Here is a 13,498-nt window from a genome sequence, read left to right on the forward strand (position 1 = left end):
TGAGAGAAATATGAATATTGAACTTAGACATTTACGTTACTTTATTGCTGTTGCAGAAGAGCTTCACTTTGGTAAAGCAGCAGAAAGATTGAATATTTCTCAACCTCCTTTAAGCCAACAAATACAAGCACTTGAAAGCGAAATAGGCGCTAGACTTTTAGAGCGAACAAACCGTTCTGTTTCATTAACACCCGCAGGACAAATGTTTTTAAAAGAGTCGTATCAAATTATGGCGCAGGTCAACGCAGCTGCAATGCGTGCCGCTAGAATGGAAAAAGGTGAATTAGGTGAAATTTCAATTGGTTTTACCTCAACAACGCCTTTTATGCATTTAGTCACCTTGAGTTTGCGACAGTTTAGAGAAAACTATCCAGAAGTCGGTATTCATATGCATCAAATGAATACAAAACAACAGATATCGCCGTTACTAACGGGGCGTATTGATCTAGGGATCATGCGAAACACAACATTACCCGAAAATTTGCACCACCAGCTATTGTTTCGTGAGCCTTTTATTTTAGCGGTTTATGAAGGGCATCCACTGCTTGCTTACAAAGAAACGGGGGTCAATATTCAAGATATTGGGCAATATCCTTTTGTTTTCTTTGAGAGAGATGTTGGTACGGCACTTTATGATGAGATTATTCAGTTGCTTAGTCTGTCAGGAATTACGCCAACTATTGCACAAGAAGCGGGTGAAGCCATGACAATTTTAGGGCTAGTTGCAGCAGGACTTGGTATTTCTATTGTGACAAAATCATTTACGCGAATGAAAGTTGATGGAGTGCACTATCTACACTTTGCAAATTCTCAAGCGTTCTCTGAAGTTTGGTTAGTTTCACATAATAAACGAACTATTCCTGCTGCGGCGAATCGATTAACGCAATTGCTGTTGAAAAATATCTTAGATCACCAAAAATCTTGATTTATCTGTGTTTTTGATCACGCTTTTTATGTAAGTATTGTACAATTATTACAAATTGACGACATAATCGGTAATGAATTATTTGGAGCCTCGAATTAATTATGGCTCTTTAATTAAGGATGCATTCAATGGGGAACCAACCTAGCCATATCGATCACGTAAAACAATTTAATCTTGGCACAGTCTTTCGCTTGATTGATGAACATGGTCCCATTTCTCGTATTTCATTGTCGAAAAAGGCAGAGCTTGCGCCAGCAAGCATTACTAAGATCACGCGAGAATTAGTTGAAGCGCATCTTATTCATGAAACGGAATTCCCAGATGTGGGATTTCGAGGCAGGCCTGCTGTCGGATTAAAATTAGAAAGCCAAGGCTGGCAATTTCTCTGTATTCGCGTCAATAAAGGCAGTTTACTTTTTAGTTTAAGAGAATTAGATAGCAAACTAGTTACTGAAGATACATTCGATTTCCCCAAAGAATACAGCGATGATTTTCTTAATCACTTTTTAGTTGCAATTGATAAATTCTTCGAGCGTTATCAATCTCATGTTGAAAGATTGACGGCAATTAGCATTACAATGAATGCCATTGTTGATCCTATTAGTGGCGTTATTTATAGCTCACCTTATTATGATATTAAAGACATTCCACTTGCCGATAAAATCCATGAAAAAACAGGTGTTTCTGTATTTTTACAACATAGCGTAACTGCATGGACAATGGCCGAATCTTTATACGGTGCGGCAAAAAACAATTCAGACGTTCTACAAATTGTTATCGATGATATTGTTGGTGCTGGCGTAATAAACAATGGAAAAACATTACATTCTAACAGCCATAGCGCCGTCGAAATTGGACATACTAAAGTTATCGATTCTCAAAATAGCTGTTATTGCGGGGCAAAAGGGTGTTTAGAAACAGAAATTGCTATTCCTCAATTAATTAAGAAAGCCCAATTATTAGCTCAAGAAGATCCCACTTCGTTGCTAAACAAATATCCTATAACTGTTGAGACATTGTGTGATGCGATATTAGTTGGCGATAAATCCGCGCTTGAAATTGTAAATTTAGTCGCTCAGCGATTAGGTTTTATTTTGGCTGTTATGATCAATATCTTTAATCCGCAAAAAATATTAATTGGTTCGCCGCTATGTCGCGCTAAATCAGTGCTCTTTCCTTTGATGCTGAATCATATTCAAGATCACGTCATGCCTCGTTATGCAAAGTCACTCATTATTGAAGAAACAGAGTTAAGAAATAAAGGTACATTGCCAGCTGCATCTTTAGTGAAAGAAGCGCTGTACAACGGTTCTTTGTTAATTGAATTGATGCAAGGCTAAATTAAGCTAAATAAAACGTAATAAAACTGTTTTGTATGCGTAAATGCGTCAATTGATCATTAACGAATTCTCTATTTTTGAGCAATTAACTAAAAAATTGAGCTACCTCAAGCCACCAGAAACAGTGTTACCCTAAACTCTAATCTCTGTCATTTTTTATGAACCTGATTTATCTGTCATAACGGAAGTAAATTATATGTTAACACGCTTTTTTGTTACGGGGACAGATACCAACGTGGGTAAAACTGTTGTAACCCGAGCACTTCTTCAGTCATTAAATCGTGGCGGGTCAACGGCAGTAGGTTATAAGCCTATTGCAACAGAATTACATGAAACGGCTGATGGTGAACGTAATCGTGACGCTATGATTATTCATAATTCATCACCAGTTGAAGTTCGCTACGACGAAATTAATCCTATTTTGCTTGATAATTGTTATGTTAGCGAAAATGAAATCGATTTTAATAAAATTTCAAATGAGCTCGACAATTTAAGTAAAAAAGCAGAGTGTGTTGTTATCGAAGGTAATGGTGGTTGGCGTTATCTGCTTGATGATAATACTTTTTATTCTGATTGGGTGGTGAAAGAACAAATCCCAGTTGTTTTGGTTGTTGGTATTCAACCAGGCTGTGTCAATCACTCAATATTAACAGCGCAATCTATTATCAATGATGGTTTGAAATTAGTAGGTTGGGTTGCAAACAGAATAAATCCAGGATTACCTTATTACGCGAAAATTGTGGAAAGGCTGTCTCAGCATATTCCTGCACCACTGATTGGTGAAATCCCGTATTTATTACGTCCTGAAGAACGTGATCTCTCTTGTTACCTCGATTTAAGTCAGTTGGAAATCGCTGTACCTGCTTAAGAGAGAATATAAATAAGTAACGAAGTGGATTGCTATCTGTTTTTAAACGATACCAAACTTGTTACTTTTAAATGCCTGATGAGTAAATTCATTGGGTGTTTTTGTTTTTTCTGATTTAGTTGCAAACATAACTAATGATAAAAATAGCACATAAAATTAAGACTAAATAAGATAGAGCGGATCAGATAAATCAGAAGCGTAGTCATTGATAAACAGTGGAAAGGAAAAGGGCGCTAACATTGCGCCCTTTTTTAATCACAAGATTTTATCAACTTATAGATTAATGACGAGTATAGATGATTTTCTTGCTGTCATTTTCGCAAGTTCCAACAACTTTACCTTCTGTTTGTGCAACTTGGTCGTTTTCAACGACAGTTAAAGTAAAGTTAGCGGCTGGCACACCATTATTAACGATTTTTTGTTGAATAGACTCAACGACTTCATCACAACCCGCATTCGCGGCTAAAGGTGCAAATGCAACCAGTGTGGCCATTACTGCAAATACATATTTTTTCATTTCAATCACTCCTTGTTTTACAAAGCAAAACATCACTGTTTTACACGATTTTCTTATGGGTTAACAGGGCGCCCCGTATTACTGTCTAAACAACGACGAGTTTCAGGCTCCCAATAAGCGTAGACGTTTGCACTTTTCAGACAAGCATCCCGCTCATCAATGGCTTTATCTACTTTATTAAATTCAATTCTTTCTCGCTGATTGACTTGGGTTCGTAGCTCACGCTTTTGATCCCAATCCTCTTTCATTTGTCGAGCTTGTTCTTTATCTAAGACATTATCATAGCCATCACCATTAATGGTTACATTAGTGGAAGCGGCAACAGAAGAAAAAGAAGACACTGATAAACCAAGAAATAAGGAGAACACCATTGTTCTGATAACTTGTTTCTTAGTGAGTGTGTTGATCATGGTTGCTATCCTCTAAAGTTATGTCGCTATTACTGTCAATGACTATTATATCTTAATAATTATAGCTGATGCTTTAATAAAATATGAGTTTTCAGTGCGTTTAGCTTTGACGATGAACACTTAAGCCTGCAAATGATTGGCTAACAGGCATCATTTCTAGGGTATTGATATTCACATGAGCAGGCAATGTTGCTGTCCAATATACCGCTTCTGCCACATCTTCAGGTGTTAACGCATTTGCATTAGCATAAGTTTGCTCAACTTTATTACTATCACCTTTAAAACGAACTAATGAGAACTCTGTACCACCAACAAGTCCTGGTTCAATATCGGTCACACGGACTTTTTTACCTTGGAGATCAGCACGTAATCCTAAACTAAATTGTTTAACAAATGCTTTAGTGGCGCCATAAACATTACCGCCCATATAAGGCCAAGATGCGGCAGTTGAGCTGATATTAATAACATGACCTTTGTTTCTTTCTACCATAAAAGGAAGAATAGCGCGGGTGACATGAACCAGACCTTTATTATTTGTCTCGATCATCGTATCCCAGTCATCAAGGTTGGCTTTATCCGCGGTATTTAAACCTAGGGCTAATCCTGCATTATTGACTAACACATCAATTTCGCGCCATTTTTCAGGTAATTGGGTGTAAATCTCACTGACTGCTTTTTTATCTGTCACATCTAACTGCAATGGATAAAATTGTTCACCTAGCTCTTTATGCAAGTTATTCAGTTTATCCAAACGACGGGCTGTACCAATAACTTTGTGTCCGTGGCTGATAAAATGACGAGCAATGGCTTCACCAAAACCAGCAGAAGCACCCGTGATAAAAATAATCATTTAATTACCCTCGATAGTTATAATAATTGAAAGTAAAAGGCTATCACTAGAAAGAGTCAAGTTTAAAAGTAGGGTTTGTGATAAATCAGGCTAAAAACAAGATCCTTTTCTTATATGAAAGATTTTTATCTTTAATAATAAGTAAGATTTTTGTTTTCAACTGTAAGATAAGAGAGATTAGATATAGCAATTTAACAATGCTGAGACTGGGCTTATTGAGCAACAAACCCAGCCTAGCTGAATAAGACAATATCAGTTATTTTTTACCAACTTGATGACCAATAACACCACCCAAGACGCCGCCACCAATAGTACCCAATGCGCTACCATCAGTTAAAATAGCACCACCGATAGCACCTGCACCAGCTCCAATTGCTGTATTACGGTCGCGTTTTGTCATGCTAGAACAACCCGCAAGTGAAAAAAGCAGAACAGAAGCGACACACAGTGTTCCAACCTTTTTTAACGTGATATTCATTTTTATAAACTCCGAAATAAAGGACAATATAAAGATATCTTTATCGTATTTATACGAGCATCAGAATATTCGGGAACATAAGGGGAGAAAACTCTTAAAGTGAGTCATAATTCATAACTTATATTTTAAATGCGCTTTATCAAAATAATTTTTATTATCTATATTATTATTCTATGTTCAGAAGAAAAGCATCAATGCACTATGTCATTTATATGAGTTAAGATAACAGCATGATATTAATGAATAAATTTAAGATACTCTCTTCACAATTTGCATCGGGCTATTTTGGTGTAGTACTGGGGATGATAGGTACGGGTATGGCATGGCGCTATGCGGCTAAAGAGCATAACTATCCAGCTTATATTGGTGAAATATTTATTAGTGTGGGTTGTTTGGTCTGGTTAACACTGACGTTATTTTTATTGGGCAAATGGTTATTCCATCGACAACGTATTCTTGATGAAGTTAAACATCCCGTTGCCAGTGGATTTACCAGTTTATTTCCCGCAACAACAGTCTTAGTATCGATAGGTTTAAGTCCTTATTCACCGTTATTTTCTCTTGTATTATTTAGCCTCGGTGCGATTGCTCAGTTAGCGTATTCCAGTTGGCTGATTGGTTATCAATGGAAGGGTGAATATCCTAAAATGGCAACCACACCTGTATTATATTTACCTACAGTGGCGAATAACTTTATCTGTGCTATGGCATGTGGTGCATTTGGATTTAATGATTTGGGTATTTTATTTTTTGGCGCTGGCGTATTTTCTTGGTTAAGTTTAGAACCTGCTATTTTAAAAAGAATACGTAGTGAAGGGTTAATGGATGAAAAGTTACGGCTCTCATTTGGTATTCAATTAGCTCCTGCTTTAGTTGCCTGTAGTGCATATTTGGCTATCAATGATAATCATATCGACTTCTTCGCTAAAATGTTATTAGGCTATGGCCTATTACAACTTTTATTTATGGTGAGATTAATCCCTTGGTTTGTTAAACAGTCATTTTCATTACCATTTTGGAGTTTTTCCTTTGGTGTCTCTGCGTTAGCAAAAGCATCATTAAATATGAGTATGGCATCTAATAGCCATTTTATGCAGTTATTATCAACGGCACTATTTATCTTTGCTAATTTAATTATCTTACTACTGATTTGGCATTCATTATTATGGGTTTTTAGAGGGCTAAAAAAATTATGTTGTCCATCTAAAGTATTTTAATAACCATAGAAAAAGAGAGCCTAAACAAGATCCTTTAGGCTCTTGTTATTTTAAGACGAAAGATAATTCAATAAAATATTAAAATACTTTAATAGGTAGAATTAAATTCTAATAGGCTTTCTACTTAAAATAGCCACGGTATTACCAATAAACATGGCTGAGTAATATAAAGGAACATAAATCAAACCTAAAGCAACCATCATAATACCAATCGATAACATTAATGCGACAGTGCTATCTGGTGATGTTAACTCTAAAAATCCTTTATCTAATCCAGTTAGAAATACCTTTTCTTGTAACCTTGCATATAACCATGATGCACCAACAAGAACGGCACCGAACCAAAAACTTAGCCAACATAATGCCGAAGTAAAAGACATCATATTATTTTTCATTATTTATTTTCCTTGTCAAATATAAAGCACACAATGAGTTATGATATTTTTTATAAAGATAAGCTATTATATCGATAAATAAAAATAGATAAATACATATATGGGTAAGATGGCTAAATTAATATATAAAGAGGGCAAAGTTATTAATTGATTATTTGCTTATGATTTTTTTATTACATACATCCACACATAAAGAAATATCGCGAATAATAATCACCTTTGAGGATAATTCGAGATGATTATTAAATAAGGCATCTAAACGTTGATCATCCTGTTTTGAAAAGCGAAGAAATTCCCAATTATTCACTAACAGCGATGAAAAGAAACCTCATTAACTTTGTTTTTTTCTATGCTTTTTAATTTGATAGATAAAATATCCTATTGCTAACGGTATGATCAATGGAATTAACACCATTATATATAATACACCGCCACCTTTGGCTCCTCCGCCATTAATATACTCATCGAAAATGTGCTTTGAAAAATAATGAAGAAATATGTCGTCGCTGCATTTTTTAGCGAATGGAAGTAAGGGGATACAGATACAGCTATAAATTAAAGTATTAGTGCATTCTCACCCCATTGGTTATTAAGTCAACAGGGTATGCTTCTGTGTGGAAAGGTGATTGCAAAAGTAATCATTAAAACATATATGATTTGACAGATATATATTGTAAGTGTAATTTAGCTAATCTAAAGAGAGGAGCAAATGTGGAACCATTGCAATTATTTAAGGTATTAAGTGATCAAACAAGGCTAGATATTGTGTTGCTACTTAAAGCATCTGGCGAGTTGTGTGTTTGTGACATCTATACAGCCCTAAACTTATCCCAGCCGAAGACTTCTCGCCACCTAGCTATGTTGCGGGAAAGTGGGATATTGCTTGATTCTAAACATGGGAAATGGGTTCATTATCGTTTATCTCCCACATTATTACCGTGGGTGAAAAATATTATTGAAATCACCTACGCGACAGAGAAAAATAAAATAGCAGATTTGCTTCGAACTATTGAAAAGAAAGGAGCGGTTAGTTGCTGCTCTGAATAAAATTTTTTTAATTTTATATATACGAAAAAACAGATATGAAAAGCTAGAAGATAAGTCTTCTGAAAGAGGTTTTTATGTTTATTGCAGTATTAATATTTGTCTTAACAATCACTTTTGTTATTTGGCAACCTAAAGGTTTAGGTATCGGCTGGAGTGCAACCGCGGGTGCACTAGTTGCGCTACTGTTAGGTGTCATTCATCTTCAAGATATTCCTGTGGTTTGGAATATCGTCTGGAATGCAACTGCCACATTTGTTGCTGTTATTATTATCAGTCTGATTTTAGATGAAAGTGGCTTTTTTGAATGGGCAGCACTTCATGTTGCAAAATGGGGCGGTGGTAAAGGTCGTCTTTTATTTAGCTATATTATCCTGCTAGGTGCATCCGTTGCTGCACTGTTTGCTAACGATGGCGCTGCACTTATTTTAACACCCATTGTGATTGCAATGTTGCTCGCTCTTGGATTTAGTAAAGGCACAACATTGGCTTTTGTTATGGCGGCAGGATTTATTGCAGATACCGCAAGTTTGCCTTTAATTGTTTCAAATTTAGTCAATATCGTCTCTGCTGATTTCTTTAATATCGGATTTACGGAATATGCCTCAGTGATGGTTCCGGTTGATATTGCCGCTATTATCGCGACATTAATTATGTTGCATTGGTTTTTCCGCAAAGATATTCCTCAGCAATATGACACCTCTAAATTAGCGATGCCTGCGACAGCGATTAAAGATGTGAAAACATTCAAAGCAGGTTGGTTGGTATTGCTTCTTTTATTGCTTGGTTTTTTCATACTGGAACCGTTGGGTATTCCGATTAGTGCCATTGCAGCTGTTGGCGCCGTAATTTTGTGGTTTGTCGCGGCACAAGGAAAGACGATTAATACTCGAAAAGTTTTACGAGGAGCACCTTGGCAAATCGTTATTTTTTCATTAGGTATGTACCTTGTTGTTTATGGATTACGCAATGCGGGTTTGACTCATTATCTATCAGAAGTACTTAACACATTGGCAGAAAAAGGAATATGGGAAGCGACATTAGGAACGGGGTTTATTACCGCATTTTTATCTTCAATTATGAACAATATGCCAACTGTTCTTGTAGGTGCTTTATCTATTGAAGGTAGTAATGCGACGGGTTTAATTAAAGAGGCGATGATTTATGCCAATGTCATTGGTGCCGATCTCGGTCCAAAAATTACACCAATAGGAAGTTTAGCAACTTTATTGTGGCTACATGTATTATCACAAAAAAATATGACTATTACATGGGGATATTATTTCAAAACGGGCATTATTATGACTATTCCAGTGCTGACAGTAACATTAATTGCTTTAGTACTTAGACTTACGTTAATAAATTGATGGTGACATTATGAGCCATATTACAATCTATCATAATCCAAATTGTGGTACTTCTCGCAATACGCTTGAAATGATCCGAAATAGTGGAATAGAGCCTGAAATTATCCATTATTTAGACACTCCACCATCTAAACAGATTTTAGAAAAACTCATTGCTGATATGAATATTTCGGTTAGAGTTTTATTACGAAAGAATGTTGAACCTTATGATAAATTAGGTCTTGGTCATATTGATGCTACTGATGAGCAACTTATTGATTATATGCTGCAATATCCAATATTAATCAATAGACCTATTGTTGTGACACCATTAGGAACTCGGTTATGCCGTCCTTCAGAAGTCGTTTTAGATATTCTTCCAAAAGCACAGAAAGGTGCCTTTTCAAAAGAAGATGGACAAAATGTTGTCGATGAAAAAGGGAATAGGCTGATATAAAAGAATCTATTAACTATTTTTACGGTATTTTACAGTAATAGAAGCCTCGTTAAGACGAGGTTTTTTTGTTGTAGTTTGTAGTTAAGAAGACAACACCATCTGACTTGAGAAAGAAGGAGGGCGGAAACGACAAAATAAAACACCCGCAAGCAGGTGTTTTATCATATTCAGCAAATATCGCTTATTCTTCGAAGTACCAATATCCTTGATTGATAAATTCGGTTAATTCCGCAACAAAGGCTGGGTTCTTCAATGCTTCACCAAGTTGATCTGCTCCAACTTCTGTAAACTGGCATAATGCATCTGCTCCCTTCGTTTCTTTGGTAGCCCAAGCTTCTGTATTCACAAAGAAACTTTCTCCGATGCGTAGGACGCGCAGTCCGCTTAGTCGGATCAGTTTTTCACCGTCATTCAACGCATTCAGTATTTCTTCTGGCTGATAAGGTGGTTCTGAAGGTGCAATATCTAGCTCATGACGCGGTGTAGTTGCAAAACGGCCTAACCACTGTTCAAAATCACCGGGCTTGTTGATCATCTCAATCATCATGGCGCGCAGGTGTTCAACTTCATGAGCTTCCATTATTCCTGCATTGTCGCGTACTGTCAGGTTTGGATCGCCATAATTGATCCCACCCAGATCTTGTTCTAGTGCATAGTCTGCAAAGCTACTCAGCAAATCACGGCCATTTGGTCCACGAAAGCCGACAGAATAATTCAGGGTATCTTCAAAGGTGAAGCCATCGTGAGGGAATCCAGGCGGGATATATAAAATATCTCCCGGTGCCATTTCCACATCAATAATTGGCTCAAACGGATCAACATGCAGTAATGCGGGATGAGGGCAGAACTGGCGCATTGGCAGGGCATCACCCACACGCCAGCGACGACGTCCCATTCCTTGAATGATAAAAACATCATAGTTATCAATATGTGGTCCGACACCACCTCCCGGCACTGAATAGGAGATCATCAGGTCGTCAAGACGCCATTCAGGTAACACTCGAAACGGTTTTACCAGTTCAGCTGCCGGCATATGCCAATGGTTGACAGCTTGAACTAGCAGTGACCATCCTTCTTCGCCTAATTCGCTGAAGTCTTCAAACGGACCGTGACTTGCTTCCCATTTGTTGCCAGTGAGGCTGACAAGGCGGCTGTCGATTTCTGGTTCCATTGCAAGACCAGCCAGTTCATCTGGTGTGATAGGATCAACAAAATCAGGAAATGCGTTTTTCAGTACAACAGGTTTTTTTTGCCAGTATTTTTCTAAAAATTCAGGCCAGTTAAGATTCAGTTTGTTAACCATGTGACCACATCTGTATCAATGAATAAGCTGGTAATTATAGAAGTAATACATTGTGATATTTTTGTTTGTCGTCAAATGGTAGTTAATAACTGTCAGGGGAATGTTTGTGGCTTTGAAGAAAAGACAAAAAGCCTATATTCAAGATCTAGAAAAAGCATTGGCAAATAAGCGTTAAGTTAAGAATCAACCAACATTAATCAACCAGCCAAAAACAGAGATTTCAGTGCCTATCCGTATTTAGATACTTAGGTTCGCATAATGTATATTATGTTAAATTGAATTCAATGTATAAACTCAGACTTTGTGAACCTTATTAATACCCCCACATAATGGCCAATTTCGTATCAAACCTTCTCCTTACCTTTTTACATTAAAATACTGAGCAAATATTTTATAGCCTTTTTAGCTGATGGTGACTTCCCTGTATCCTTGATGTCTTATTAACCACCCTTGTAATAGAAAGAACACCTTAAAAATAAAAGTGTTCTTTCTTATGATTATGATGCGTGAATTGCTATTTTGCGTAAAAGTCGTTTAGCTTATCCATTAGTTTTTCACGAACGTTATTGGAAATAAAACTGGCATTAAGAGCATCGATATTACATTGCTGAAAGTCTTTTTCGCTCCAACCAAAAACATCATACAATAACTGATACTCTTTATTTAATGAAGTATTGGCAACCGTTCGCGCATCGGTATTAATATTTAATTTAACACCCTGCTTTTTTAGCTGATTAACTGGGTGTTGGTCTATTTGCTCATATATATTGCAGATAATATTACAGCTTGGACAAACTTCTAATAATATATTCTGAGATCTAAGCCTGTTAATTACTTCACTATCTTCAATACTTCTTACACCATGACCAATTCGAGTAACTTGCAGCTTATCCAATGTTTCAGTAACGCTTTCAGCGCCTTTCGCTTCCCCTGCATGAGCAATTAAATTACCTCCTGCTTTTTTAACATAATCAAAAGCAGCAATATGATTATCTAAAGGGAAACGTGCTTCGTCAGCGGCTAAATCAAGGGCAACCACGCCTTTATGAAGGTATTCCACAACCAATTTAGCGGTTTCCTGACTCTCTAATACACTAAAATGACGTAGTGTGCATAAAATTAATCTAGCTTTAATATCATATTTTTGAGAGGCTTCATTCATTGCAGAAATAACAACTTCAACGACTTCTTTATCTGTTAAGCCTTGTTTTGTGTGTAATAACGGGGCAAAACGTATCTCAGCGTAAATAACATTGTCTGCTTTCAACTGATAAAACAGATCGTCAACAGCCAGTGTAATTGCAGATTTTGTCTGCAAAATATCAATTTGTGGTATGACTTTACTTAAAAAATCGCCCAAATCAAAACAGGGTTTATGAGCAACAAATTGCTGATTAAACTCGTCAATGCTTATTGTTGGATCTAGCTGTTTAATATAAAAATAGCTTAAACAGGTATCTAAATGCACATGAAGCTCAACTTTAGGTAATAAACTAGGATTAAATGTCATCAATATAGACTCTAAATATTAGGAATATCATGATAGTAATAATCTCCACCAGCCTAAAAAAGGACATATGTCATTTTTTGAAAAGTATGCTATTTTCGATAATAAATTGGATCTTAATTACGAAAGGAAAATAAAAGTGAAAATAGTTAATGATGAACAAAAACGTAACGCTTTTATTTTAATGCATCAACTCGATACTTATTTATCTAATGCATTGTTATCTTCTATGCGATTAATGGAAGTGAAAAGAGGAGAATACTTAATAACGCAAAATAGCCAAGCAACACATTTATACTGCTTAGTGGAAGGAAAATTACAGATTGAACGCTACGAAATAAATGGTGAGCATGTGGTTTTTTCTTTTGAACAAGCTTTCTGTGTTATTGGCGATTTAGAGCTTTTCTCAGCCAAAGATGAAATGGTGTTTAGTACTGTACAAGCCTTAGTACCTTCTTATTTATTAGCGTTACCGCTTTCTATTGTCAGACAAAAAGCATTACAAGATGCAAATTTTTTGACCTTTATTTGCCAACAATTAAGCCAAAAACTTTATCAATCATCGTTAAAACACTCTCAATCCCCCTATTCTTCAGAATTTAAATTACGCCGATATTTATTTTTTAAAACTCAGCAAGAAGGACTCTCTTTTCAATTAGAAAAAAGAGATCCATTAGCGGCAATGCTTGGGATCTCAACCAGACAATTAAACCGCGCTTTAGCACATTTAGTGAGTATTAAAGCGATTACATTAAAGAACAAATCGATAACGGTATTAAATTGTGAATGCTTATCCTACATTGATAATTCAAATGAATAAGTTTTAAATAATAGATATTCA

The 13,498-nt window shown here is 36.2% G+C and carries 15 protein-coding genes; 8 read left to right on the top strand and 7 right to left on the bottom strand.

Annotation, left to right across the window (positions count from 1 at the left end; genetic code table 11):
• Positions 1–10: 10 nt before the first annotated feature.
• From ACWPWK_RS00400 to bioD, 3 genes are all read left to right on the top strand, one after another.
• On the top strand, positions 11–925 hold the full coding sequence (locus ACWPWK_RS00400) for a LysR family transcriptional regulator (protein ID WP_109374007.1): 915 nt from the start codon (positions 11–13) through the stop codon (positions 923–925).
• 128 nt (positions 926–1,053) lie between these two features.
• Positions 1,054–2,265 (top strand): sugar metabolism global transcriptional regulator Mlc, encoded by a 1,212-nt coding sequence (gene mlc, locus ACWPWK_RS00405; protein WP_109374008.1) that lies wholly within the window; start codon positions 1,054–1,056, stop codon positions 2,263–2,265.
• Positions 2,266–2,461: 196 nt separating this feature from the next.
• On the top strand, positions 2,462–3,133 hold the full coding sequence (gene bioD / locus ACWPWK_RS00410) for a dethiobiotin synthase (protein WP_072068031.1): 672 nt from the start codon (positions 2,462–2,464) through the stop codon (positions 3,131–3,133).
• A 280-nt stretch (positions 3,134–3,413) separates the two neighbouring features.
• Here bioD and ACWPWK_RS00415 read toward each other — a convergent pair whose 3' ends face one another.
• The 4 genes from ACWPWK_RS00415 to osmB all read right to left on the bottom strand — a co-directional run bounded on the left by ACWPWK_RS00415 (position 3,414) and on the right by osmB (position 5,388).
• Positions 3,414–3,650, bottom strand: coding sequence for a DUF1161 domain-containing protein (locus ACWPWK_RS00415; protein ID WP_099075341.1), 237 nt, complete (start codon positions 3,648–3,650; stop codon positions 3,414–3,416).
• A 53-nt stretch (positions 3,651–3,703) separates the two neighbouring features.
• Complete coding sequence (locus ACWPWK_RS00420; RefSeq protein ID WP_109374009.1) at positions 3,704–4,060, bottom strand: DUF1283 family protein; 357 nt, start codon at positions 4,058–4,060, stop codon at positions 3,704–3,706.
• Between the two features lie 100 nt (positions 4,061–4,160).
• Positions 4,161–4,910, bottom strand: coding sequence for a bifunctional NADP-dependent 3-hydroxy acid dehydrogenase/3-hydroxypropionate dehydrogenase YdfG (gene ydfG, locus ACWPWK_RS00425; protein ID WP_109374010.1), 750 nt, complete (start codon positions 4,908–4,910; stop codon positions 4,161–4,163).
• A gap of 256 nt (positions 4,911–5,166) precedes the next feature.
• Positions 5,167–5,388, bottom strand: a complete 222-nt coding sequence (osmB, locus tag ACWPWK_RS00430) for an osmotically-inducible lipoprotein OsmB (protein ID WP_109374011.1) — start codon at positions 5,386–5,388, stop codon at positions 5,167–5,169.
• 239 nt (positions 5,389–5,627) lie between these two features.
• Here osmB and tehA point away from each other — a divergent pair, with 239 nt between their 5' ends.
• A complete protein-coding gene (tehA, locus tag ACWPWK_RS00435) occupies positions 5,628–6,605 on the top strand; it encodes a dicarboxylate transporter/tellurite-resistance protein TehA (protein ID WP_244185077.1) in 978 nt (325 codons plus the stop codon).
• A gap of 101 nt (positions 6,606–6,706) precedes the next feature.
• Here the strand turns inward: tehA and ACWPWK_RS00440 are convergent, their stop codons facing one another.
• On the bottom strand, positions 6,707–7,000 hold the full coding sequence (locus ACWPWK_RS00440) for a hypothetical protein (protein WP_109374013.1): 294 nt from the start codon (positions 6,998–7,000) through the stop codon (positions 6,707–6,709).
• A 711-nt stretch (positions 7,001–7,711) separates the two neighbouring features.
• Here ACWPWK_RS00440 and ACWPWK_RS00445 point away from each other — a divergent pair.
• The 3 genes from ACWPWK_RS00445 to arsC all read left to right on the top strand — a co-directional run bounded on the left by ACWPWK_RS00445 (position 7,712) and on the right by arsC (position 9,847).
• The gene (locus ACWPWK_RS00445) at positions 7,712–8,047 is read left to right on the top strand and encodes a metalloregulator ArsR/SmtB family transcription factor (protein WP_109374015.1); all 336 of its coding nucleotides are present in this window, start codon (positions 7,712–7,714) and stop codon (positions 8,045–8,047) included.
• Positions 8,048–8,121: 74 nt separating this feature from the next.
• A complete protein-coding gene (locus ACWPWK_RS00450; protein ID WP_109374016.1) occupies positions 8,122–9,411 on the top strand; it encodes an arsenic transporter in 1,290 nt (429 codons plus the stop codon).
• Between the two features lie 10 nt (positions 9,412–9,421).
• Positions 9,422–9,847, top strand: a complete 426-nt coding sequence (gene arsC, locus ACWPWK_RS00455) for a glutaredoxin-dependent arsenate reductase (protein ID WP_109374017.1) — start codon at positions 9,422–9,424, stop codon at positions 9,845–9,847.
• Positions 9,848–10,028: 181 nt separating this feature from the next.
• On the opposite strand, the gene ACWPWK_RS00460 is transcribed toward arsC, so the two are convergent.
• On the bottom strand, positions 10,029–11,150 hold the full coding sequence (locus ACWPWK_RS00460; RefSeq protein WP_109374018.1) for a ribosomal protein uL16 3-hydroxylase: 1,122 nt from the start codon (positions 11,148–11,150) through the stop codon (positions 10,029–10,031).
• 514 nt (positions 11,151–11,664) lie between these two features.
• Complete coding sequence (gene add / locus ACWPWK_RS00465) at positions 11,665–12,660, bottom strand: adenosine deaminase (RefSeq protein WP_109374019.1); 996 nt, start codon at positions 12,658–12,660, stop codon at positions 11,665–11,667.
• 136 nt (positions 12,661–12,796) lie between these two features.
• On the opposite strand from add, the gene ACWPWK_RS00470 reads away from it, so the two are divergent.
• Positions 12,797–13,477 (top strand): Crp/Fnr family transcriptional regulator, encoded by a 681-nt coding sequence (locus ACWPWK_RS00470; RefSeq protein ID WP_109374020.1) that lies wholly within the window; start codon positions 12,797–12,799, stop codon positions 13,475–13,477.
• The last annotated feature ends 21 nt before the right edge of the window (positions 13,478–13,498 follow it).

This window comes from Proteus sp. Marseille-Q3619, from assembly GCF_965283115.1.